The 22,921-nt window shown below is 69.1% G+C and carries 19 protein-coding genes; 10 read left to right on the forward strand and 9 right to left on the reverse strand.

The annotated features are described in order from the left end of the window. Positions 1–62: 62 nt before the first annotated feature. From hutG to F0P95_RS12455, 7 genes are all read left to right on the forward strand, one after another. Complete coding sequence (hutG, locus tag F0P95_RS12425) at positions 63–908, forward strand: N-formylglutamate deformylase (RefSeq protein ID WP_182334486.1); 846 nt, start codon at positions 63–65, stop codon at positions 906–908. Next, positions 905–2,572 (forward strand): urocanate hydratase, encoded by a 1,668-nt coding sequence (gene hutU / locus F0P95_RS12430; protein WP_182334487.1) that lies wholly within the window; start codon positions 905–907, stop codon positions 2,570–2,572. The genes hutG and hutU overlap by 4 nt, the downstream gene beginning before the upstream one ends. 217 nt (positions 2,573–2,789) lie before the next feature. Then, positions 2,790–4,316: a serine hydrolase domain-containing protein gene (locus tag F0P95_RS12435; RefSeq protein WP_182334488.1), complete on the forward strand. Its 1,527-nt coding sequence runs from the start codon at positions 2,790–2,792 to the stop codon at positions 4,314–4,316. 70 nt (positions 4,317–4,386) lie between these two features. Next, positions 4,387–4,752 carry a DUF6249 domain-containing protein gene (locus F0P95_RS12440; protein ID WP_182334489.1) on the forward strand — a complete coding sequence of 122 codons (366 nt, stop codon included), beginning with the start codon at positions 4,387–4,389 and terminating at the stop codon, positions 4,750–4,752. Continuing rightward, positions 4,745–5,314: an RNA polymerase sigma factor gene (locus F0P95_RS12445; RefSeq protein WP_182334490.1), complete on the forward strand. Its 570-nt coding sequence runs from the start codon at positions 4,745–4,747 to the stop codon at positions 5,312–5,314. Before F0P95_RS12440 ends, F0P95_RS12445 begins: the two co-directional genes overlap by 8 nt. Beyond that, complete coding sequence (locus F0P95_RS12450; RefSeq protein WP_182334491.1) at positions 5,311–5,631, forward strand: hypothetical protein; 321 nt, start codon at positions 5,311–5,313, stop codon at positions 5,629–5,631. The genes F0P95_RS12445 and F0P95_RS12450 overlap by 4 nt, the downstream gene beginning before the upstream one ends. 143 nt (positions 5,632–5,774) lie before the next feature. After that, positions 5,775–6,281: a GNAT family N-acetyltransferase gene (locus F0P95_RS12455; RefSeq protein ID WP_182334492.1), complete on the forward strand. Its 507-nt coding sequence runs from the start codon at positions 5,775–5,777 to the stop codon at positions 6,279–6,281. A 118-nt stretch (positions 6,282–6,399) separates the two neighbouring features. Here F0P95_RS12455 and F0P95_RS12460 read toward each other — a convergent pair whose 3' ends face one another. The 4 genes from F0P95_RS12460 to F0P95_RS12475 form a co-directional block, all read right to left on the reverse strand. Then, positions 6,400–7,089 carry a hypothetical protein gene (locus F0P95_RS12460; RefSeq protein ID WP_331252912.1) on the reverse strand — a complete coding sequence of 230 codons (690 nt, stop codon included), beginning with the start codon at positions 7,087–7,089 and terminating at the stop codon, positions 6,400–6,402. A 154-nt stretch (positions 7,090–7,243) separates the two neighbouring features. Beyond that, positions 7,244–7,513 (reverse strand): hypothetical protein, encoded by a 270-nt coding sequence (locus tag F0P95_RS12465; protein ID WP_054665946.1) that lies wholly within the window; start codon positions 7,511–7,513, stop codon positions 7,244–7,246. A 574-nt stretch (positions 7,514–8,087) separates the two neighbouring features. Then, positions 8,088–9,353: a ferredoxin reductase family protein gene (locus F0P95_RS12470; protein WP_182334493.1), complete on the reverse strand. Its 1,266-nt coding sequence runs from the start codon at positions 9,351–9,353 to the stop codon at positions 8,088–8,090. Positions 9,354–9,851: 498 nt separating this feature from the next. Beyond that, on the reverse strand, positions 9,852–12,335 hold the full coding sequence (locus F0P95_RS12475; RefSeq protein WP_182334494.1) for a S9 family peptidase: 2,484 nt from the start codon (positions 12,333–12,335) through the stop codon (positions 9,852–9,854). 225 nt (positions 12,336–12,560) lie between these two features. Here F0P95_RS12475 and F0P95_RS12480 point away from each other — a divergent pair, with 225 nt between their 5' ends. Then, positions 12,561–13,571, forward strand: a complete 1,011-nt coding sequence (locus tag F0P95_RS12480; protein WP_232528685.1) for a GGDEF domain-containing protein — start codon at positions 12,561–12,563, stop codon at positions 13,569–13,571. A gap of 71 nt (positions 13,572–13,642) precedes the next feature. Here the strand turns inward: F0P95_RS12480 and F0P95_RS12485 are convergent, their stop codons facing one another. Then, positions 13,643–14,341, reverse strand: coding sequence for a YiaD family glycine zipper/OmpA-like lipoprotein (locus tag F0P95_RS12485; protein ID WP_182334495.1), 699 nt, complete (start codon positions 14,339–14,341; stop codon positions 13,643–13,645). Between the two features lie 286 nt (positions 14,342–14,627). Beyond that, entirely contained in the window at positions 14,628–15,071 is a 444-nt protein-coding gene (locus F0P95_RS12490; RefSeq protein ID WP_182334496.1) for a nuclear transport factor 2 family protein, read from the reverse strand. A gap of 104 nt (positions 15,072–15,175) precedes the next feature. On the opposite strand from F0P95_RS12490, the gene rpfB reads away from it, so the two are divergent. Both rpfB and F0P95_RS12500 read left to right on the forward strand, forming a co-directional pair. Further along, the gene (rpfB, locus tag F0P95_RS12495) at positions 15,176–16,858 is read left to right on the forward strand and encodes a fatty acyl-CoA ligase RpfB (protein ID WP_182334497.1); all 1,683 of its coding nucleotides are present in this window, start codon (positions 15,176–15,178) and stop codon (positions 16,856–16,858) included. A gap of 156 nt (positions 16,859–17,014) precedes the next feature. Continuing rightward, positions 17,015–17,902, forward strand: coding sequence for a crotonase/enoyl-CoA hydratase family protein (locus F0P95_RS12500; RefSeq protein WP_182334498.1), 888 nt, complete (start codon positions 17,015–17,017; stop codon positions 17,900–17,902). A gap of 24 nt (positions 17,903–17,926) precedes the next feature. Here F0P95_RS12500 and F0P95_RS12505 read toward each other — a convergent pair whose 3' ends face one another. The 3 genes from F0P95_RS12505 to lysS form a co-directional block, all read right to left on the reverse strand. Next, complete coding sequence (locus tag F0P95_RS12505) at positions 17,927–20,104, reverse strand: response regulator (RefSeq protein ID WP_182334499.1); 2,178 nt, start codon at positions 20,102–20,104, stop codon at positions 17,927–17,929. A 1-nt stretch (position 20,105) separates the two neighbouring features. Further along, a complete protein-coding gene (rpfG, locus tag F0P95_RS12510; protein ID WP_182334500.1) occupies positions 20,106–21,167 on the reverse strand; it encodes a cyclic di-GMP phosphodiesterase response regulator RpfG in 1,062 nt (353 codons plus the stop codon). 193 nt (positions 21,168–21,360) lie between these two features. Beyond that, positions 21,361–22,878, reverse strand: coding sequence for a lysine--tRNA ligase (lysS, locus tag F0P95_RS12515; RefSeq protein ID WP_182334501.1), 1,518 nt, complete (start codon positions 22,876–22,878; stop codon positions 21,361–21,363). Positions 22,879–22,921: the final 43 nt, after the last annotated feature.

The following is a 22,921-nucleotide window of genomic DNA, read 5'->3' on the forward strand; positions in this document are numbered from 1 at the left end:
CCCTCCGCCGCCCCTGTGCCGATGGCGGACGCATGCATCCACGCGAACCCGAAGGTTTCACGATGAACACTCTCCCCGACTGGCTGCAGATCCACGAAGGCGATGCGCCGCTGATCGTCAGCTTCCCGCACACCGGCACCGAGCTGCCCGACGCGCTGGCCGGGCATTTCGTGTCGCCGTGGCTGGCGCGGCGCGATGCCGACTGGTGGGTGCACGAGCTGTATGCGTTCGCCCGCGGACTGGGCGCCACCACCGTGCGCACCGCGGTCTCGCGCTCGGTGATCGACGTCAACCGCGATCCGTCCGGGGTGTCGCTGTACCCCGGCCAGAACACCACCGGCCTGTGCCCGCTGACCACCTTCGACAACCAGCCGCTGTACCGCGACGGCCATGCGCCCGACGCCGCCGAGATCGCGCGCCGCCGCGATGCCTACTTCATGCCCTACCACGCCGCGCTGGCCGCGCAGATCGCGCGCCTGCGCCGCCGCCACCCCACCGTGGTGGTCTATGACGCGCATTCGATCCGCTCGCGCATCCCGCACCTGTTCGACGGCGAGCTGCCGCAGTTCAACATCGGCAGCGCCGGCCCCGGCGGCGAGCCGGACACGTCCTGCGACAACGCACTGACCGACGTGGTCGAGAACCTGTGCGCGCTCAGTGGCCTGGGCCATGTGCGCAACGGCCGCTTCAAGGGCGGCTGGATCACCCGCCACTACAGCGACATCCCCGGCGGCGTGCACACCCTGCAGATGGAGCTGGGCTGCCGCGGCTACATGCACGAACCGGCCGATATGGACGAGCACGGCTGGCCCACGCCGTACGACCCCGGACACGCCGCGCCCGTACGCAACACCCTGCAGCAGGTACTCAGCGCCTGTCTGGAATTCGCTACCCGGAGAAACCCATGACCCGTCACGATCCTTCCCGCAGCCCGCGCGCGCCGCGCGGCAATACGCTCAACTGCAAGTCCTGGCAGACCGAGGCGCCGTTCCGCATGCTGCAGAACAACCTCGACGCCGAAGTGGCCGAGGACCCCGCCTCGCTGGTGGTCTACGGCGGCATCGGCCGCGCCGCGCGCGACTGGGAGAGCTACGACACGATCCTGGAAACGCTCAAGCGCCTGGACGACAACCAGACCCTGCTGGTGCAGTCCGGCAAGCCGGTGGGTGTGTTCCCCACCCATCCCGATGCGCCGCGCGTGCTGATCGCCAACTCCAACCTGGTGCCGCACTGGGCCAACTGGGAGCACTTCAACGAGCTCGATAAAAAGGGCCTGATGATGTACGGGCAGATGACGGCCGGCTCGTGGATCTACATCGGCTCGCAGGGCATCGTGCAGGGCACCTACGAGACCTTCGTGGAGATGGGCCGGCAGCATTACGGCGGCAGCCTGGCCGGCAAGTGGATCCTCACCGCCGGCCTGGGCGGCATGGGCGGCGCGCAGCCGCTGGCCGCGTCGCTGGCCGGCGCCAGCAGCCTGACCATCGAATGCCGCCAGAGCAGCATCGACTTCCGCCTGCGCACCCGCTACGTGGACGAACAGGCCAGCGACATCGACGACGCGCTGGCGCGCATCGCCAGGTACACCGCCGCCGGCGAAGCCAGGTCGATCGCCCTGCTCGGCAACGCCGCCGAGATCCTGCCGGAGCTGGTGCGCCGCGGCGTGCGCCCGGACTGCGTCACCGACCAGACCAGCGCCCACGACCCGGTGCACGGCTACCTGCCGATCGGCTGGACGGTGGAACAGTGGCTGGCCGGACAGAAGGCCGACCCGGAGAAGGTGCGCGACGCCGCCAAGGCGGCCATGCGCGTGCACGTGGAGGCCATGCTGGCGTTCCATGCGGCCGGCATCCCGACCGTCGATTACGGCAACAACATCCGCCAGATGGCCTTCGACGAAGGCCTGAAGAATGCCTTCGATTTCCCCGGCTTCGTGCCGGCCTACGTGCGCCCGCTGTTCTGCCGCGGCGTCGGCCCGTTCCGCTGGGTGGCGCTGAGCGGCGACCCCGAGGACATCTACAGGACCGATGCCAAGGTCAAGGAAATCATCGCCGACGACCCGCACCTGCACCGCTGGCTGGACATGGCGCGCGAGCGCATCAGCTTCCAGGGCCTGCCCGCGCGCATCTGCTGGGTCGGCCTGGGCCTGCGCCACAAGCTCGGCCTGGCCTTCAACGAAATGGTGCGCAACGGCGAACTGAAGGCGCCGGTGGTGATCGGCCGCGATCACCTGGACAGCGGCAGCGTCGCCTCGCCCAACCGCGAGACCGAAGCGATGAAGGACGGCAGCGATGCCGTGTCCGACTGGCCGCTGCTCAACGCCATGCTCAACGTCGCCGGCGGCGCCACCTGGGTCAGCCTGCACCACGGCGGCGGCGTCGGCATGGGCTACAGCCAGCACTCCGGCGTGGTCATCGTCTGCGACGGCAGCGAAGCCGCCGACCAGCGCATCGCCCGCGTGTTGTGGAACGACCCCGGCACCGGCGTCATGCGCCACGCCGATGCCGGCTACGACATCGCCATCGACTGCGCGAGGGAAAAGGGGCTGGACCTGCCGGGCATCCTCGGCTGATCCTCCCCTGCCACCGGCGCGCCCCGTTGGCGGGGCGCACCCGTGGCAGGCCGCCGGCGGTCCGGGCGCGGAGCCGGGACCGGCCGCGCACCGGCGGCGCCACCCGACCGGTGCCCGCCCGCGTCCCGCCATTTCCCGGGAGCGCTTGAATCCAAACCGCGCACCCGCTGCATCCAAGCCATGAACCCGCCCGATGGCGGCATGACAGCGAGGACGCATGCACACCCACCGCCCCCCTTCCCACCGTGCGGGCCCGATCGGCCGGCGACTCGCCGCCGGTTGCCGCGCCGCGGCCCTGCTGGCGCTCGCCGGCCCCGCCCTGGCCGCCGCCGATACCGCCCCGGCGCTGCCGGACGACCCCACGGGCCGCGTCGCCCGGCAACTGCTCCAGCAGGTGGACAGCGCCGCGCCGGCACAGCTCGAGCAGTGGCTGCCCAGCATCCTGTCCGACACCATCGGCAACCAGGACAAGGCCGCGTTCGTGGCCGGGCTGGTCTCGGCGGCACGCGACGGCGGCGGGCTGGAGGTGTTCGATGTGCGCGCCGACAAGCGGCACCCCGGCGTGCTTGGCGTCGCCGTCAAGGCGCGCCGCGACGGTCGGCCGGCATTGCTGTGGTTGACCGCTGATCCGGACACCCCGGGACGGTTGTCCGAGGCGATGGCATTGCCGATGGACGATCCGGCGCTGTATGCCGGCTGGCCGGCGCAGGGCGGCGCCACCGGGGCCGGGCTGACCCGCCTGCTGCAGGGCGCGCTCGACCGCCTCGCGCAGCACGAGGACTTCTCCGGCTGCCTGACCGTGCAGCAGGCCGGCAGCGTGGTGTTCGACGAATGCCGCGGCCTTGCCGAACGCAACTTCGGCGTGCCGGCCGATCACCGCACCCGCTTCCATATCGGCTCGATCAACAAGATGTTCACCGCCGTGGCCATCGCGCAGCTGGTGGAGGCCGGCAAGCTGTCGTGGGACGACACCCTGGCACGGCACCTTCCCGAGTACCCCGACCAGGCCGGTGCGCGCAGGATCACCCTGTGGCAACTGCTGCACCACACCGCCGGGCTCGGGGATTTCCTGGTGCCGGAGTACTTCGCAGACTCGCAGCGCTTCGTCGATCCGGGCGACTACCTGGACCTGATCGCGCGGCAACCGCGCGTCGCCGAACCCGGTACGCAATGGAACTACAGCAACGCCGGCTACATGCTGCTCGGCCGCATCGTCGAAAAAGCCTCTGCCGAGCCCTATGACCACTACCTGCAGCGCCACGTCTTCGCCCCCGCGCAGATGCACGACAGCGGTTTCGACACGCTCGACCAGGTGGTGCCGCGGCTGGCGGTCGGCTATTACCGCGACGGGCTTTTCTCCAGCACCTGGAAAGCGGCCTGGCTCAAGCTGGGCTACAAGGGCGGCCCGGCCGGCGGGGGCTACTCCAGCAACGCCGACCTGCTGCGGTTCGCACAGGCGTTGCGCACGGGCAAACTGGTCACGCCGGCCACCCTGGAGCGGATGTTCGCCGACCCGGTGCCCGCGGGCCCCGGCGGCTATGCCGCCGGGTTCGGCCAGCGGCTGTCGCATGGCCGGCACATCCGCGGGCACGCCGGCGGCATCGAGGGCACCACGGCCAACCTGGCCATGGTCTGGGAAACCGGGGCGACCGTGGCATTGACCAGCAACCAGGGGGAGAGCCAGAACTGGATGCTGGCCGAGCGCATCGCGGACCTGCTCGCCGCCAGCGCACCCGGGCCCTGACCCCCTGCCCCGCGCTTTCCTGCCGTTCCCGTCCTTCCCCTACTCCCGACCGTTGCACGGAGCCATAACCATGGATTTTCTGTTTATTCCCGTTGTCGTCATGCTTGCGCCGGTGCTGATCGTGCTGATCGTGCTGCGCTACCGTTACCTGCAGGCCCAGGCCCGCTACACCGCCCTGCTGGCACTGGCCGACAAGGGCGTGGACCTGGGCGCACAACTGCTGGAGCCGCCCGCGGCCGACGTCCAGCGGCGCCACGGGCTGGTCCTGGTCGGTGGCGGTCTCGGGCTGATGGCGATGTTCCTGGCCCTGCCCGGCAGCTTCGACAGCGGCCTGGCGGTCAGCCGGCTGTGGGGCATCGGCCTGCTGCCCCTGGCCACCGGCCTGGGGTACCTGGCCAGCGCCTGCCTGGATCGCCGGGACGGCTTGCGTGGCTGACGATGCCGCGGCCGCGCGCGTCGACCAGGCCCTGGCCGCACGCGCCCGGCACGGCGACCGGCAGGCATTCGAGCACCTGGTGCGGCGGCACCAGGGCCTGGTGCGCGCGCAGTTGCGGCGCCTGCTGCACGGCGACCACAGCCTGGCCGACGACCTGGCCCAGGAGACCTTTCTGCTGGCCTGGCGCAAGCTGGCGCAGTTCCGCGGCGATGCGCAGTTCTCGACATGGCTGTACCGCATCGCCTACACCTGCTTCCTGCAGGCGCGCCGCCAGCCCGCGCAGCGCGAGCGCACGGAACCGGAACGCCTGGACCTGCTGCAGGCGCCGGCACATGGCATCGACCTGCAGCTGGACCTGCAGCGTTGCATGGGGCGCCTGTCCGCCGCCGAACAGGCCGTACTGCTGCATTGCGTGCAGCTGGGCCTGAGCCATGACCAGGCAGCCTATGTGCTGGCCATGCCACTGGGCACGGTCAAGACCCATGCCTTGCGCGGCAAGGCCAAACTCAAGGCATGCCTGGCGGCGTGGCGCGATGACGACAGTGAGGAAACACACCCATGAGTGATCCACGACAGCGCGACCTGGACACGCTCCTGCGCCGCGAATTCGAAGGCCCGGTTGCCGACGATGGCTTCAGCGACCGGGTGCTGCGGCAGTTGCCACCCCGCCGCAACCAGCGCTGGCCGCTGTGGCTGGGGCTGTCCGTGGGCGCAAGCGCCGCCGGGCTGGCGCTTGCGCGCACGCCCCTGCTCCGCATCGGCTGGCAGGACTGGCTCGCGGGCCAGCTCTCGGCTGCCGGAATCGGCATGTGGCTCATGGCGATGGGCATCGCCTGGCTGGTGGCGGCCTGGGCACTGTCGGCAACCGCGTCACGCTGAACGCCAGCCGGGTGTGGACAGGGAGCCACCTCCACGGCACCCTGCCGCGACGCAAAGCCCTCGCCGACGGTACCTGCGCGCATGCCTGCAACGCCCAGCGCAACCGGAACCACGGCCAGGGCGACGCATTCACCGGAGCCTCCATGAATCTGAGCATCCGCGATGAAACCCCGGGCGACGTGGACGCCATCGCCCGCATCACCGAGGCCGCGTTTGCCAACGCGCCGCATGCCAGCCGCACCGAACACCGCATCGTCGATGCGCTGCGCGAAGCCGGGCAGCTGAGCGTTTCGCTGGTGGCGCTGGAAGGCGATGAACTCGTCGGCCATGTCGCACTGTCGCCGGTGACGTTGTCCTCCGGCGACTGCGGCTGGTACGGATTGGGCCCGATCTCGGTACGTCCGGACCGGCAAGGCCACGGCATCGGCTCGGCACTGATGGTCGAAGCCATCGAGCGTCTCAAGGCCAGCCACGCTGCCGGCTGCGTGCTGCTGGGCGATCCACGCTATTACGCGCGCTTTGGCTTCAGCGCCTGCGCGCGACTGGTGTTGCCCGGGGTTCCAGCAGAGTACTTCCAGGCGTTGCCGCTGGCCGGCGCACTGCCGGCCGCCGAAGTCGGCTATCACGCGGCATTCGCCGTGGGCAGCTGACAGGGTCACGATGCCGCGGCGGACCGTCAGCCGCCGCACGCAGATGAGCCCTCACACCACACAGGCCGATGCACCGCGTTGAAGCCGCCACGCCGGCGCCACCGTGGCGGCGCGGCCCTCAATGGCGGGCGCGCCCGGCGTCCTTTGCCCCTTTGCCCTGCGTGGCCAGACGGCTCTGCGCAAACTCCGGGAACACCTCGGCCAGCGGTTCCTTGTCCGGCAGGATATAGAAAACGCCGCCACGCTCGAACGTCTGGCGCACGACCTGCTCGTAGAACTCCGGCGAGACGTTGATGCAACCATGGGTGACGCGGTTGTCGTCCGGCGTCGGCGAGGCGAGCCGTTCCGGGCGCCGCTCGGCGGGAACACCGGTTGCGGTCGGATGGATCGACACCGCGGACTCGTAGTCCACCCACAACACGCGCCCGGCATCGAGCGAGGGGCCGTAGCCCCCCACGAAGCGACCGGCGGGGGTCGTGCGGTCGCGGCCGGGAATCTCGCGGAGCGCCAGGCCGGCGATGCCGGGGGCGATGTGGTCGCCGACCGCCGAGCCGAACAGCGCAGGCGCGGCGCCACGCAGGCGGCCATCACCACCGAACACCAGGATCTGCGCCGCGGCCTTGTCCATGATCGCGAAGGGATAGCCTTCGGTGTCGCGGCTGGCGACCACCCAGCCCGCCAGTTCGATCACCGTCTCGGACACTTCCTGCCCCTGCGGCAGCTGATCGACGGCGGCCGCCGGCTGCGCGCCTGCATCGTCCTGGGCGTGGGTGACGCCGATGCCCGCGCAGGCCAGCATCATCGCCAGCACGCTGCCTTGGACGGTACGGATCGCAGGGTGTTTGTACATGCGTATGGGGGACTCCCTGGGTACGGCAATTGACTGGCGGAAGGAATCCAGTGGCCGGTGACGGCCACCGGATCCCGGCTTCATCGACGCACCACGAAGGGTGCGGAAACGATCAACCGCGTGCCGCGCGGCGCGGTGCGGATTCGAGCTGCTGGACGCGGCCCTCGATCTGGTCCAGGCGCTGGTTGGCGCGCTGTGCGGACTGGTTGGCCGATTCAGCGCTCTGCGCCGCGCCCTGCACCTTCGCGTCGAGCTGATCGAGGCGGCTGTTGATGTTGGCGAACTCGTTCTTGTAGGTCGCGCAGGCGCCAAGGCCGAGGGTGGCGACGAGTGCGACACCCAGCATGCCTGCGCTCTTGAGATGTTGTCGGGTCATGAACATTCCACTCCTGCTTCGTCGGGGAGCTTGGAATATAGCGGCCTTTTCGAAGAAGCAATGACCATGCCTTCAGCTGATGTTGCTGCACGTGGATGGACCGTGAAGATGCGGAAACATGCTGGAATCACGCTTCCAATCCGGCAATTCACCGTGCAATGCGCAGCATCCCGACACGCCATCACGAACCTGTCTGAGGTGATTGCGGGTAATTGAAGACCGGTATTCAGCATCGATCGCTCCCGCTGTTCCAGGTGCCGGCAGTGCACCGGCAGAGGTCGTCGTCAGCACGTTTCCCGGGACGCGATGTCCAACACGCACATCGCATCCTTTCCGGATTGTTGCGTCCCGCGACACGACGTACGATCCCGGCGCGCATCCAGGCGAACGGACGACTGCCCGCAACCACTTTCATCCTTCGCGGGATGTTCCCCGCGGACCAACACCTGCTTGCGCAGGGCAGCCCAGCACGGGATCAGTTGTTCCGTCATTGCGCCTCATCGGCGCTCCGTTCAGAGAACCAACGCCTCGCTACCGCCATGCCATCCCCGCGCATGTCCTGTCCGGGCTGCACCCGGCATCAACGGAACTCGAACAGTTCGCGGTGCAGGCACTCTTCCGCCACGCCGGTTTCGCGCATCAACTGGCGTACCTGCCTGAGCAGTCCGGCGGGACCACAGAAATGGATCGTCGGCGCCAATGCGTCGCGGCCTTCGACCGACCGGGCAAAGCGTTTGCGGAACCCGGCATCGCCCGGGCCGCTGGCGATCTCGACCAGCTCGACCCCGCGCCGCGCGGCCAGCCCCTGCAGGTCCAGCACTTCCGGAAGCTCACGTCCCGGCGTGTAGAAATGGAAGAAGGTGACCCGCTCCAGCCCGACCGCATCGGCATCCTGCAGCCAGGAAATGAACGGCGTCACGCCGACGCCGCCGGCAATCCAGATTTCCGGGCCATCACCCGGCTCCCGCAGGAAACGGCCGAACGGCGCATATACCTCCGCCAGCAGGCCTGGCCTTGCCTCGCGCACCAACCGCTCGGTGTAGTCGCCCAGGGCACGTACCATGAAGGCGATGCCTCCATCGGTGCGTCCCGCGCTGGCAATGGTGAAGGGGTGCGGCTCACGCAGGCCATCCTGCTCGAACGACAGGAAGGCGAACTGGCCGGGCTGGAACGGTATTGCCTTCCCCTCCGGCCGCAGTTGCAGATAGACCGCGTTGCCGGTCGAGGACACCGCATCCAGCCGGTAGCGCGCATGCCGCGACCACAGCGGATACAACAACAGTTTGTAGAACGCCGCCGCCACGCCGAGCAGCGACAGCAGTGCCAACCACACGCCGGCCGGGCTGCCCAGCACGATGGGCGACTTGAAGCTGAGCCAGTGCGCTATCACGATCAGGAACAGCGGCCCCGACAACCTGTGCCACCAGCGCCAATTGCGATAAGGAATCTTGCGGTTCAGTGCCAGCAGCACGATCAGCATTATCGCCACGAAGCTGAGCTGGCGAACGAGGCGCGTCACTGGCCCGGGCAGGGCCAGGATCGGCGCCACCTCCCACTCCTGCACACCGGCCTTGAAGACCAGGTGTATCGAGGCGAACACAAGCGCCCACACACCCAGCCACTTGTGCGTCTCGTAGACGCGGTCCAGGCCATCGAACAGCGACTCGACGGCCTTCCAGCGCGCACCGAGCACCGCGGCCAGCGCCATCAGCGAAACCGCGGTGACGCCCGAGCCCAGGCTGAGCATGGCCGTTGTCGGCCAGGTGCCGCGGGGAACCGCCAATGCCGGCAGCAGGAAGCCGACCATCACCACGGGAATGATCAGTGAACGCGACCCCAGCCGCATGACGAACCCCAGTCGTTTTCAATGTACGCGATGAGTATGACCGCTTGTGGCTCAATCGAACTGATCGGGATCAAACGCTGGTATCCACGGTGCGCTTGGCGAGCCATCAATGACCATGACAACGGGTTCCGCTACCCGGCATGAAGGCCCCATCGACGCAACCGCGACGGCTGCGTTCCCGGCCATGCAGCAAGGGGGTACGCCACTGCGCCGGCGTGCAGACCGACACGTCGCCAAGGATGGCTGACGAAGGAGCCCGCACTTTCTGCGGGCCACCGCCAGGACGACGCCCTGCGCTGGCGGGGCGGTGCCCCGCGGCAGCTTCCTGGTACTGACGATCCGCGCCATCTGCATGCCGATACGCGCGTGAGACAGGTGAAGCCACGGAAGTGGCGCTTCAGGGGTGCGGCTGCGTGCGGCAGGCACCGACCGCCCCGCGCGCAATAAAGAAGCCCGCATACGCGGGCTTCCTGGTGATGCACGATCAGCGCGACACGATCACCGGGTCGGTGCCGCCTGCGCCGGTGCGTTCTTCACGTAGCGGTCGAACCAGGCCAGCATCTCGGCCACCAGCTGCGAGTTGGATTCCAGCGCGGTGTACCAGTGCGGTTCGTGCGGCAACATCACCAGCCGGGTGGTGCCGCCATTGCCGCGGATCGCCTGGTAGAGCTTGCGCGACTGGAACGGTTCGGTGCCGGGGTTGGCATCGTCCTCGCCGTGCACCAGCAGCAGCGGCAGCTTGATCCTGTCGGCATGGAAGTACGGCGAGGCCTTCAGGTACACATCCTGCGCCTGCCACACCGAGCGGCGCTCGTTCTGGAAGCCGAACGGGGTGAAGGTCTTGTTGTACGAGCCGCTGGTGGCCACGCCGGCCTTGAACAGGTCGGTGTGGGCGATCAGGTTGGCGGTCATCAGGCCACCGTGGCTGTGGCCGGTGACGCCGATGCGGTTGCGGTCCACCACGCCCAGTTCGACGGCCTTGTCCACCGCGGCCCTGGCATCGGCGGTGAGCTGTTCCAGGTAAGTGTCGTAGGCCGTCTTCGGGTCGCCGACGATCGGGAACGAGGCGTTGTCGATGATCGCGTAGCCGGCCAGCAGCATCAGCCGGTACGGCGCCAGGCGGGTGAACGTCTGCTGCGATCCGGACACCTGCCCGGCCTGCGCGCTGTTGGCGAAGTCGGCCGGGTAGGCATAGAGGATGGCCGGCAGGCGCTGGCCTTCCGTGTAGCCCGGCGGGGTGTACAGGGTGAAGGACAGGTCGATGCCGTCGGCGCGCTTGTAGGTGACCAGCCGCTTCTGGATCTGCCGCACCTCCGGGGTGGGGTCGGCCACGCGGGTCAGCTGGCGGCCTTCGGCGGCGTACTGCGCCTCGCCTTCCCGGGCCGCGGCATCGCGCGCGCCCAGCTCGCGCAGCCAGGCATTGGGCGGGTCGATCACCGACTGGTGCCAGGTGAGGTAGCGGCCCGGTTCGGCGGTGAAGCCGAGGAACTGGTCGTAGGCATCGGCCGCGCTGCGGAACAGGCGTTCGCTCCTGAGCGTGGCCAGGTCCAGGCGGTCGAGGAACGGGCGATCGCCCTGCGGCGAACTGCCCTGCCCGCGCAGGAACACCTTGCCGTCTTCCTCGCGCACCACCATCGCGCCATTGGCCAGGCGCTGGTAGACGAAGTTGCCGGGGTCGCCATACAGCTCGTCGCTGGACAGGTCCCACAGCAGGCGCGCGGCCTGCTTCGGGTCGTCGATGTCGACGATGCGGGTCTGCCGCCAGTGACGGTTCTCGTCGTACTCGCTGAGGAAGCTGCGCTGCGGCTGCGCGGTCCAGTCGAAGCCGGCGTAGCGCTGGGTGGTGCGGGCGATTTCGCGCGGTGCGGCGGTGAACGGCGCCGACTGCAGCATCAGCCGGTCGCGCTGCGGCACGCTGACGTTCCAGTCGCCCTTGTCCAGCGCCTCGGCCCATACCAGGGTGGCCGGGTCGGTGGCGCGCCAGTCGAAATCGCGCGGGCCTTCGGGCACGCCGTGTACCGGCACGCGCTCGGCCAGCGGCAGCGAGGCGATGCGCACGTGGCTGCCGGTGGCCACGTCCAGCACATCCACGTCGTAGGCGAAGCGCTGGTAGGTGACCGCATGCGAGAACGGCGGCTTGAGCGTCTGGGTAAGCACGTGCACGCCATCTGGCGCGCCGTTGACCCCGTTGTACAGCTGCGGTGCGCCCACCGGGCGGAGCTTGCCGGAGCCGGCATCGACCACCGCCAGCTGCGACTGGCCGTAGTAGGCGAACAGGCGTTCGTCATGGGCACTAGCCAGGGTGTCGCGGGTTTCGTAGGTGCTGCTCTGGCCCTTGGCACCGAGCGATTCCTGCACGTCCGGGCCATAGACATCGTCGCCAGCCGGCGCCGGGCCCTGGTTGGCCGGCACCAGCTTGACCAGCAGGCGGTTGCCGCCGTCCAGCCATTGCACGGTGCTGCCGAACATGGGGTTCAGGCGTGCGCCGGGGATCTGCCGGACCTGGCCGCTGGCGGCATCGCCCACCCACAGCTGCACCGAATCGGCGGCCACGTTCTGGAAGGCGAAGCGCCGGCCGTCCGGCGACCACAGCGCACCGCCGGCGCAGGCATCGGCGGGCAGCGGCACGCGGACCTGCCCGCCACTGGCGATGTCCACCAGGGTGAAGTCGGCGACGCAGGCGGGTATACCGTAGCCGCCCGGGGTATCGTGGCGGCTGCGGTTGCCCGGCTCCAGGCGCAGGCCAGCCAGTTTCAGGTAGGGCCGCGCGACGCGGCTGATCGACGGATAGGTCTGGCTGGTGGTCAGCAGCAGGCGCTTGCCGGTGGGGTCGACGCTGGGCATCGGCGGTGGCGGCGCCGTCAGTACCTTCAACAGTTCGGCCGGCGGCTTGGCGTATTCGGCATGCGCAGGCATGCTGAGCAACAAGGTGGTGGCGGTCGCGGCCAGTGCCGCGGACCAGGCGGTGCAACGGATGCTCATGGTTTCCCTCATGCGCTGGAAAGACGCCGGCCGCAGGCCGGTGGCAGCCGAATCTAGCACCGCGCGGGTGGCCGACGGATGGGCCAGAAGCAAGGGGTATCGCCTGATGGGGGCCTGCCGCGGCCGGCAACCGGGGCCGCATGGCGGGCGGCCTGCCGAATGCCTGCTGAAGATGCGCACTGGGTGAAAGAACAACGCCCTCTTACTTGCTATGTTGCCAACGCCATGAAACCTGCCGCCGGAACGCCGACGACCCCCTCGCTGCCACGCGAACTGCGCAGCATACCGCTGCGTACCATCGCCCCGGTCGCCACGCTGGCTTTGATGGTGTTCGCCGGCTGGCTGGCATGGCAGCGGCTGCCGTTGCAGTCACTGGCGGCGCTGGCCTGCGCGACGCCGGCCGCGGTCGCCACCTGGCTGGTGCACAAGCATGCCGTGCAACTGTCCAGCGCCGGCCTGCTGCTGTGCCTGGTGAACGTGGCCGGGTGCCTGCTCGCTGCCGGCGAGCTGGGCCAGCGCGCCCTGCCCTGGTCGCTGCTGGCGCTGATGGCCAATTTCTTCCTGGTCCACAATCGCATCGCCACGCCGGCGAACCTGCTGCTGGTGGCCGGCCTGCTGGCGATACCGGGGGTGCTGCGCGCCCCCGCGCTCGATATCCAGGCGCTGGTGGTGATGGGCCTGATCATGGCTTTCGGCTTCCACTTCTCGCGGCGCCTGCAGGGCGACCGCACGCGGCTCGAACTACTGGCCTCGCTCGACGAGCTGACCGGCCTGCCCAACCGCCGCGCGCTGGAAAAGACCCTGATGCAGCAGATCGGCAGCGCCCGCAACGGGCGTTTCCGGAGTGCGCTGGTGATCCTGGACATCGACCACTTCAAGGACGTCAACGACCACTACGGGCATACCGCCGGCGACAATGCGCTGGTCGAGCTGGCGGCGATCCTGCGGCTGGAGCTGCGCGAGCAGGACAGGGTCTTCCGCTTCGGTGGCGAGGAGTTCGTGATCCTGGCCGAGGCCGGCAACCGCGACGCACTGGCCAGCTTCACCGAGCGGGTGCGCGAATCGGTCCAGCAATCGCTGCACGGCCCCGGCGGCGGCATCACCATCTCGCTGGGCGCGGCCATGTACGCCGGCGAGCAGTACTGGCAGGACTGGTTCTCGCGCGCCGACGCGGCGCTGTACCTGGCCAAGGGCAACGGCCGCAACAGCGTGGTGATCGCCGACGACCTGGGCTGAACGCAAGCGCCCCCGGCGGAGAAGGAAAGAGCCGCATGCGCGGCTCTTCCGGGGTACGGACTACGCGACGGTCACGAACGCAGCGGGATGACGCGGATCTCGACGCGGCGGTTCTGCGCGCGGCCGGCATCGGTGTCGTTGCTGGCGATCGGGTAGTTCTTGCCGGCGCCCAGGGTCTCGATGCGCTCGCGCTGCACGCCCTGTGCGGCGAGATAGGCGGCCACGGCATCGGCGCGTTCCTTGGAGATGCGGTTGTTGACAGCGTCGGTACCGATGCTGTCGGTGTGGCCGACCACTTCGATCATGGTCTGGTTGTACTCGGCCAGGGTCGCGGCCACGCCATTGAGGGCGCCGTAGAACTGCGGCTTGAGCGCGGTCTTGTTGAAATCGAAGGTGATGCCGTCGGGCAGGTTCAGGGTGATGTTGTCGCCCTGGCGCTGCACGTCGATGCCGGTGTTGGCGGTGCGCTCGCGCAGGGCGCGCTCCTGGCGGTCCTGGTAGTTGCCGATGGCCGCGCCGGACAGCGCGCCGATGCCGGCGCCGACCATGGCCCGCTGGCGGCGCTCGGTGGCGTTGTCGCCGCTGAGCAGGCCGGCGGCCACGCCGATGGCGGTACCGATCAGGGCCCCCTTGCCGGTGCGGTTCTGCTGCTGGGTGGGGTTGCCGTACGGATCACTCTGCACATAGGAGCCGCCGGTGGCGCAGGCCGACAGCACGGCGGCGCTCACCAGGCCGATGGAAAGGTTGCGGATAGCGGTGCGGGTGCTCATCGGGGGAATCTCCGTCTAGGGCCGGCCGTGCCAGCGTGGATTGCGCAGGCAGGATAAACAGCCCGGTGCGATTGGCGCATGACGACGCCGCCCGCGGCCGGGGCTCCATTCAGGTAGCTGTCCAAGGACGGAATCGCGACGCTGGCACCCCGTCGCGCCGCATCTGGCCGGCTGGCGTCGCGGCATGCCGCGTATCGCCACTAATCGTCACTACGTGCCGCCGCGGCGCACCCTCGGGTCACCGGATCCGCACTCGCCCCCGTGCCCGCCCACGTCCGCGGCGGTTCTACCCACCGGCCGGCGACCACGTCGCGCTGTAGAGCTGCCACTGCCCGTCCTTGTCCCGCCAGTGGCTGGTGACCTGCTGCAGCTGCCCGCGCTCGGGCAGGAAGCGGCCATCGCCGCCGGTGAGCAGCACGCTGAAGCGGACCGTGGCGGTACCGCCCTGTCCCATCGCCACCTGCAGCGGGCCGGTGCGTGCGCCGACCCGGGCGTTGAGCAGCAACTGCCCGCGCAGCAGGCGCTCGAGGCCGGCATGGTCCAGGCTGTCGTTGCCGATGAAGTCGGCAGCCACGTCCGCCATGAAGTCCCGCGGACTGCCCTGCTCCACCGCAGCCTGCATCCGCGCCACCGTGTCGCGCAGGCGCTGCTCCGGTGCCTGCCGCGCGCAGGCGCCGACGGCCAGCACGATCAGCGCAATACGCGCGCAGTTGAAGACCGTTCGGATCATCGCTCCCTTCGCCTTTTCCATTCTGGACGGTATGCTGCGGCAATGGCCCCCATGGTGCACGGCCGCCATGCCCACTAGACCACAACCATTTCCTGGAGGGGAAAATGAATCTGGAACGTCCCTGGCTGCAGAGTTACCCCGCTGGCGTGCCTGCCGAGATCGACGTCGATGAATTCCGCTCCGTGGCCGCGGTGTTCGATGCTTCCGTGGCCAAGTTCCGCGATCGTCCCGCCTACTCCAATTTCGGCAAGGTGCTGACCTACGGCCAGGCCGACGCCCTGGTGACCCAGTTCGCCGCCTACCTGCTGGGCGAGCTGCAGCTGAAGAAGGGCGACCGCGTGGCGGTGATGATGCCCAACTGCCTGCAGTACCCGATCGCCACCTTCGGCATCCTGCGCGCCGGCCTGACCGTGGTGAACGTCAACCCGCTCTATACCCCGCGCGAGCTGAAGCACCAACTGGTCGATTGCGGCGCCTCGGCGCTGGTGGTGGTGGACAACTTCGGCGACACCGTGCAGCAGGTCATCGCCGAGACCCCGGTCAAGCAGGTGATCACCACCGGGCTGGGCGACATGCTCGGCTTCCCCAAGGGCGCGATCGTCAATTTCGTGCTCAAGTACGTCAAGAAGATGGTGCCGGACTACCGCATCAAGGGCACGATCCGCTTCCGCGAAGCGCTGCGCCTGGGCGCGCGCCATGCCCTGCCGCCGGTGGAGATCAACCACGACGACATCGCCTTCCTGCAGTACACCGGCGGCACCACCGGCGTGGCCAAGGGCGCCATGCTCACCCACCGCAACCTGGTGGCGAACATGCAGCAGGCCTCGGCGTGGATCTCGGCCTCGGGGGTCAAGCCCGGCGAGGAAGTGATCATCACCGCGCTGCCGCTGTACCACATCTTCGCGCTGACGGCCAACGGCCTGGTCTTCATGAAGCTGGGCGGCCTGAACCACCTGATCACCAATCCGCGCGACATGAAGGGCTTCGTCAAGGAGCTGCGCAACAACCGCTTCACCGCCATCACCGGCGTCAACACGCTGTTCAACGGCCTGCTCAACACGCCGGGCTTCGAGGACGTGGATTTCTCCTCGCTCAAGGTCACCCTGGGCGGCGGCATGGCGGTGCAGCGGGCGGTGGCCGAGCGCTGGAAGAAGATTACCGGCACCACCCTGGTGGAAGCCTACGGCCTGACCGAAACCTCGCCGGCGGCCTGCATCAACCCGCTGGACCTGGCCGAGTACAACGGCGCCATCGGCCTGCCCATCCCCTCCACCGACGCCTGCGTGAAGGACGACGACGGCAACATGCTCGCCGTCGGCGAAGTCGGCGAGCTGTGCATCCGCGGCCCGCAGGTGATGAAGGGCTACTGGCACCGCCCCGACGAGACCGCCAAGGCGATGGACGCCGGCGGCTGGCTGCATACCGGCGACATGGCGCGCATGGACGAGAAGGGCTTCTTCTACATCGTCGACCGCAAGAAGGACATGATCCTGGTGTCCGGCTTCAACGTGTACCCGAACGAGGTCGAGGACGTGATCGCGATGATGCCGGGGGTCCTGGAAGTGGCCGCGGTCGGCGTGCCGAACGAGAAGTCCGGCGAGGTGGTCAAGGTGGTCATCGTCAAGAAGGACCCGAACCTGACCGAGGAGCAGGTCAAGGAGTTCGCCCGCGCCAACCTGACCGGCTACAAGCATCCGCGCATCGTCGAGTTCCGCAAGGAGCTGCCCAAGACCAACGTCGGCAAGATCCTGCGCCGCGAACTGCGCGACGCCCCGCCGGCCGGCTGAAGCCCGCCGCCCCCGCCGTTTCCATGAAGGCCCCGCCGGCTCCGGCGGGGCCTTTGCGCATTCGTGGCGCCCGCCGCGTGTAGGATCGCGGAGTGCCAGCGTCCGGCCCGCCGCCCACGCTTCCGATTCTGCGGGCCTCCTGCAAGGACCCAGCCCATGAACGCGATCGAACTGTTGCCTGTCGGCACCCCCGCCACCTCCTACGCCACCCCCTACTCCACCATCCGCGTGCACGACGACGCCGCCGGCGACGTGCATTGGCTGCACATGCACGCCGACGCCGGCCCCGGCGTGCGCCCCTGCTTCCGCAAACCGCTGATGACCGAGATGCACGCCTATCTGGACGGCATCACCGGCGACCCGCAGGCCAGGCCCGAGCGCCTGCGCCACCTGGTCCTGGCGTCGGCGGCCGACGCGTTCAACCTCGGCGGCGACCTGGACGTGTTCTCCGCCCTGATCCGTGCGCGCGACGGCGACGGCCTGCTGCGCTACGCGCGCAGCTGCGTCGATGGCGTGTACCGCTTCCATGCCGGCCTGGACGGCAGCTTCCGCACCATCGCCCTGCTGCAGGGCGACGCGCTCGGCGGCGGCCTGGAAATGGCCCTGTCCTGCCACACCATCGTCGCCGAGGAAGGCGTCGGCATGGGCCTGCCGGAGGTGCTGTTCGGCCTGTTCCCGGGCATGGGTGCCTACAACTTCCTGAGCCGGCGCGTGTCGCCGCAGCTGGCCGAGCGCATCATCCTGGAGGGCCGGGTGTACAGCGCCGAGGAAATGCACGCCATGGGCGTGGTCGACATCCTGGTGCCGCGCGGCCAGGGCGAACAGGCGGTCAACGACCTGATCCGCCAGCAGCAGCGCATCCCGCAGTCGTACCTGGCGATGAACGCGGTACGCGGCATTTCCAACCGGGTCGACTACCAGGAGCTGATGGACATCACCCGGGTCTGGGTGGATGCGGCGCTGGCGCTGGACGAGAAGTCGCTGCGCACCATGGACCGGCTGGTCAAGGCGCAGACCCGCCGCAGCGGCCAGGTGCGGAGTTGAACGGCAGCGGGACGGCGATGGAGCTCAGCCGGTCACGTCGTCGTGCGATTGCGCGCGCCCCTGGGCGCGCGCATCCAGCGCCTGGCGCCCCTCCAGCAGCGCGGCACCGATGCGTGCGTGCAGCGGTTTCCATTCGCCCTTGAGTTGCCAGTCGGCCATGCGCATCAACTCTCCCCCCTGCCGGGCGACTTTCAGCAACCCCAGGTTGGCGGCCACGCCCTTGATCGCATGGGCGTGTTCGCGCAGGCGCGCCCAGTCCTCGCCCTGCGCGTCGCCGGGCAAGGCGCCGATGCCGCTCTCCAGGTCTTCCAGGCACTGGCGCACGAACTCGCGTTCGAAACCCTTGCCCATGCCCAGCGCGGTCAGCTCGTCGAGCACGCCGGTATCGAGCACGGCGTCGCCATCGGCGAAGGTGGGGATCACCGCGGCCATGTCGCGGGTACCCGCCGCCGCGCCGCTGGCGATGTCGGCCATCGTTTCCAGCAGCCTGGCCGCGACCACCGGCTTGGCCATGAACGCATGCGCGCCGGCCTGGTTGCAGCGCTGGATGGCCTCGGGCGTGACGTCGGCGCTGAGGATCACCACCGGCGTGCGCGGGCCGCCGCCGGCCTGCATCACCCGCAGCTGCCTGAGCAGGTCCAGGCCGCTCATGCCCGGCATGTGCAGGTCGGTGATGGCCACGTCGAACTCGCGCGCGGCCATCGCGTCGAGCGCCTCCTCGGCGCCATGCACGCAGGTGACGCGGTGGCCGGCCTTCTGCAGCAGCCGCTGCAGCACCATGCGGTTGGCCTCGTGGTCGTCGGCGACCAGGATGTCCAGGCTGCGCACGCGCGCGCGGTGACGCCGGAACGGATCGGTGAAGGCAATGACGTTGCCGGGGTCTTCGGCGGCCACCGGTTCGGCGCCCGCGGCCGGGCCGCCGTCGGCCACGACCGGCGCCAGGGCACGTCCCAGCGGCAGTTCCACCCAGAAGCAGCTGCCGGCCGGCAGGTTCTCGCGGTAGCCGATGTCGCCGCCCATGGCCTGGGCCAGGCCCTTGGCGATGGCCGTGCCCAGCCCGGTCCCCTCATGGCGCCGGGCCATGGACACGTCGGCCTGTTCGAAGGCGTCGAACAGCCGCGGCCGCAGCGAAGGCGGCACGCCGATGCCGGTATCGAGGATCTCGAAGCGCAGCCGCAGCGGCAGCCCCTCGCCCGACTGGCTCACCGATACCCGGATTTCCACCTGGCCATGGTCGGTGAACTTGACCGCATTGCCGGCCAGGTTGAGCAGGATCTGGCGCAGGTGGCCGACGTCGCCATGCAGCCCGTCGGGCACCCCGGATTCGACGAACACCCGGTAGTCCAGGCGCTTGGCGCGCGCCTGCGGCGCCAGGATCAGGCCGATCGAGTGCACCAGCTCGGCCAGCGAGAAGTCGCGGGCGTTGATGCGCAGCTTGCCGGCCTCGATCGCGGAGATGTCGAGCACCTCCTCCACCAGCGCCAGCAGGGTCCGCGCCGAGGCCTGGATCGTCCCCAGGCACTCGCGCTGCTCCTCGTCCAGGCGGGTGGTGGCGAGCAGTTCGGTCATGCCGGACAGGCCATTGAGCGGGGTGCGGAACTCGTGGCTCATGTTGGCCAGGAAGCGGCTCTTGGCATCGCTGGCGCGGCGCGCCTCGGCCATGGCCCGGGTCAACTGCCGCAGCAGGCTGGAAAAGTACAGCGGGATGGCCGCCAGCCCGACCAGCAGGCCGATGCCCAGCGCCAGATTGCGCTGCCAGTAGTCGCTCAGCGCCAGGGTGATGCCGAAACTGGCGGTGGCCATCACCACGGCCAGCATCAGGTAGCGGTTGCCGAACCGCATGCCGTTGCCCACGGTCACCCACATCACCACCACGTAGATGCAGGCCATCGGCTCGCCGATGGCGCTCATCGCCGTGCACATCAGCGCGTAGTCGTCGACCATGCCGAGGATGCGGCGCAGGTCCGAACGCCCGGGCTTCCACAGCAGCCAGCCCATGAGCACCAGCGACAGCCCCTGCGCGATCAGGATCAGGGTGATCACCAGCCGCAGCTGCCCCGGCGGCAGGCTCCAGCGGTTGGCCGACAACAGTACGTAACACAGGATCAGCGCGATCATCACGATGCGCACCAGCGCCTGCGCGTGCTCGCTGTCCCCGCGTTGCCGCAGGCGCTGGCGGAGCCAGGCGAACGCGCTTGTCATGTCAGGCTTCCGGTCTCGGGAACGCAGCCGAGTAGCGGGCGCAGACCTGCTCCAGGCGCTCGCGCGCCTGCAGCAGGGCATCGACGCAGCGCGGGCAGAACAGGCGCCCGCGCTGGGCATAGAGGTAGGCAAGTGCGGCGTCCATCGACCAGGCTTCCTTGTAGGGGCGCGGCGACAGCAGTGCGTCGAACACGTCGGCCACCGCCACGATGCGTGCTTCCAGCGGGATGTCCTCGCCCTCCAGGCCATCAGGATAGCCGCTGCCGTCGTAGCGCTCGTGATGACGCAGGGCGATGGTCGCGCCCACCTGGATGAAGCGGTTGTTGCTGCCGCTGAGCAGCTCGTGGCCGATGCGCGGATGGCGGCGCATGATCGCCAGCTCGTCCTCGTCCAGCTTGCCGGACTTGAGCAGGATGGAGTCGGGAATGGCGATCTTGCCCATGTCGTGCAGCGGCGCGGCCATCTCGATGGTGCGCACGTCTTCGCTGGGCAGGCCCAGTTCGTCGGCGATCAGCCCGGCGACGTGGGCCATGCGCTCGAGGAAGGCGCTGGTGCCGGCGTCGCGGTACTCGATGGCGCGCGCCAGCCGCGACAGGGTCTCGCGCTCGCGCTCCTCGACCTCGTGCATGCTCGCCAGCAGCCGCTGTTCCAGCGACAACGCCCGCTGGCGCACGCTCTGGCTGTGGCGCCGCAGCTGCAGCAGGTTGTTGCAGCGCGCGCGCAGTTCGCGCGGGCGGATCGGCTTGACCAGGAAATCGATGACCCCGGCCTCCAGCGCGCTCTGCCGCAGCGGTTCGTCGCCGACCACGGTGATCAGCACGATGGGGACGTCGCGGTTGCCGGGCAGGCGCCGGAAGCGCTGGGCGAACTCCAGCCCGTCCATGTTCGGCATGCGGTAGTCGAGCAGCAGCAGGTCGGTATCGTGCGACTGGCACCAGACCAGCGCCTCCAGCGGATCGGCGAAGTCGTACACGCCCAGTTCCGGCGAGATGTCTTCCAGCACATGCCGCACCATGCTGCGGGCCGATGTCTGGTCGTCGACGATGACGATTTCCAAGCGCATGTGACTGTCTGTCCGATGAAACCGCTGTTGCCGGGAAGATAGGCTCCCGGCACGCCGCGCCTCCTCACCGCCCCCAGCGGGCGCGGTCCGGCCGACATCGCATCATCAACTGCATGCGCCGGCCCTGCAATACACCCACGCCCGGGGGGTGCCCGGACGCCGGCGCACGGCACCGGGCGGGCCTGCCCTGCCCTCAGTTCTCGGGGCGCATGTAGGGGAACAGCAGCACGTCGCGGATCGAGGCGCGGCCGGTCAGCATCATCACCAGGCGGTCGATGCCGATGCCCAGCCCGCCGGTCGGTGCCATGCCGTATTCCAGCGCGCGGATGTAGTCCGAGTCGTAGTGCATGGCCTCGTCGTCCCCCCCCTGCTTGGCCTCCACCTGCGCCTGGAAGCGCGCGGCCTGGTCCTCGGGGTCGTTCAGCTCGGAGAAGCCGTTGGCGATCTCCTTGCCGTTGATGAACAGTTCGAAGCGGTCGGTATAGCCGGGCTCGGTGTCGCTGGCGCGGGCCAGCGGCGACACCTCCACCGGGTGGTCGGTGATGAAGGTCGGCTGCACCAGGGTGGACTCGACCGTGGCTTCGAAGATCTCCAGCAGCAGCTTGCCCCAGCCCCAGGACGGCTTGACCTTGATCTTCAGCCGCTCGCAATGGCGCAGCAGGGCGTCGCGGTCGGTGCAGTCGGCGACGCTGATTTCCGGATTGTGGTGGCGGACCGCCTCATCCATGCGCCAGCGGCGGAAGGCCGGGGCCAGGTCGATGCTGGCGCCATCCCACTCCACCGTGGTGGTGCCCAGCACCTGCCGGGCCACGTCGCGGATCACGCCCTCGGTCAGGTCCATCACCTCGTTGTACGTGGCGTAGGCCTCGTACAGCTCCATCATGGTGAATTCCGGGTTGTGGCGGGTGCTCACGCCCTCGTTGCGGAAGTTGCGGTTGATCTCGTACACCCGCTCCAGGCCACCGACCACCAGGCGCTTGAGGTACAGCTCCGGGGCCACGCGCAGGTACAGGTCCAGGTCCAGCGCGTTGTGGTGGGTGGTGAACGGCTTGGCGGTGGCGCCACCGGGGATGTAATGCATCATCGGCGTCTCGACTTCGAGGAAGTCGCGCGCGTCCAGCCAGGCGCGCATGGCGCGGATGATCCTGGAGCGCTTGATGAACACCTCGCGCGACTCCGGGGTCACGATCAGGTCCACGTAGCGCTGGCGGTAGCGCTGCTCGACGTCGGCCAGGCCATGCCACTTGTCCGGCAGCGGGCGCAGCGACTTGGTCAGCAGCCGCAGCGCGGTCGCCTTGACCGACAGCTCGCCGGTCTTGGTACGGGTCAGGCCGCCCTCGACCGCGATGATGTCGCCCACGTCCCAGCCCTTGAACGCGGCATAGGCCTCGTCCAGCGCGGTGGCCTGCAGGAACAGCTGGATGCGGCCGGATTCGTCCTGGATCTGGGCGAAGCTGGCCTTGCCCATGATCCGCTTGGCCATCAGCCGGCCGGCCATCTTCACGGTACGGCCGGAGGCTTCCAGCGCCTCGGCGGTCCAGGTGCCGGCATCGGCGAACTCGGCCTGCAGCGCGCCGGCGAAGTGTTCGCGGCGGAAGTCGTTCGGGTAGGCGATCCCCTGCCCGCGCAGCGCCGTGAGTTTCGCGCGGCGCTCGGCGATGAGGCTGTTCTCGTCGACGGGGGGCTGCGGCGCGGGGGTCTGGTCGTTCATGGCGTTGGCTTGGTGGTTGCGGGGGAGAAAACAGGCCCGGCCA

It is taken from the genome of Stenotrophomonas acidaminiphila (assembly GCF_014109845.1).
Taxonomy (GTDB): Bacteria; Pseudomonadota; Gammaproteobacteria; order Xanthomonadales; family Xanthomonadaceae; genus Stenotrophomonas; species Stenotrophomonas acidaminiphila.

Bases quoted from the DNA above. Each gene is read 5' to 3' on its own strand.
- hutG (WP_182334486.1), top strand. From the start codon at position 63: ATGAACACTCTCCCCGACTGGCTGCAGATCCACGAAGGCGATGCGCCG.
- hutU (WP_182334487.1), top strand. From the start codon at position 905: ATGACCCGTCACGATCCTTCCCGCAGCCCGCGCGCGCCGCGCGGCAAT.
- F0P95_RS12435 (WP_182334488.1), top strand. From the start codon at position 2,790: ATGCACACCCACCGCCCCCCTTCCCACCGTGCGGGCCCGATCGGCCGG.
- F0P95_RS12440 (WP_182334489.1), top strand. From the start codon at position 4,387: ATGGATTTTCTGTTTATTCCCGTTGTCGTCATGCTTGCGCCGGTGCTG.
- F0P95_RS12450 (WP_182334491.1), top strand. From the start codon at position 5,311: ATGAGTGATCCACGACAGCGCGACCTGGACACGCTCCTGCGCCGCGAA.
- F0P95_RS12455 (WP_182334492.1), top strand. From the start codon at position 5,775: ATGAATCTGAGCATCCGCGATGAAACCCCGGGCGACGTGGACGCCATC.
- F0P95_RS12465 (WP_054665946.1), bottom strand. From the start codon at position 7,513: ATGTTCATGACCCGACAACATCTCAAGAGCGCAGGCATGCTGGGTGTC.
- F0P95_RS12470 (WP_182334493.1), bottom strand. From the start codon at position 9,353: ATGCGGCTGGGGTCGCGTTCACTGATCATTCCCGTGGTGATGGTCGGC.
- F0P95_RS12475 (WP_182334494.1), bottom strand. From the start codon at position 12,335: ATGAGCATCCGTTGCACCGCCTGGTCCGCGGCACTGGCCGCGACCGCC.
- F0P95_RS12480 (WP_232528685.1), top strand. From the start codon at position 12,561: ATGAAACCTGCCGCCGGAACGCCGACGACCCCCTCGCTGCCACGCGAA.
- F0P95_RS12485 (WP_182334495.1), bottom strand. From the start codon at position 14,341: ATGAGCACCCGCACCGCTATCCGCAACCTTTCCATCGGCCTGGTGAGC.
- F0P95_RS12490 (WP_182334496.1), bottom strand. From the start codon at position 15,071: ATGATCCGAACGGTCTTCAACTGCGCGCGTATTGCGCTGATCGTGCTG.
- rpfB (WP_182334497.1), top strand. From the start codon at position 15,176: ATGAATCTGGAACGTCCCTGGCTGCAGAGTTACCCCGCTGGCGTGCCT.
- F0P95_RS12500 (WP_182334498.1), top strand. From the start codon at position 17,015: ATGAACGCGATCGAACTGTTGCCTGTCGGCACCCCCGCCACCTCCTAC.
- F0P95_RS12505 (WP_182334499.1), bottom strand. From the start codon at position 20,104: ATGACAAGCGCGTTCGCCTGGCTCCGCCAGCGCCTGCGGCAACGCGGG.
- rpfG (WP_182334500.1), bottom strand. From the start codon at position 21,167: ATGCGCTTGGAAATCGTCATCGTCGACGACCAGACATCGGCCCGCAGC.
- lysS (WP_182334501.1), bottom strand. From the start codon at position 22,878: ATGAACGACCAGACCCCCGCGCCGCAGCCCCCCGTCGACGAGAACAGC.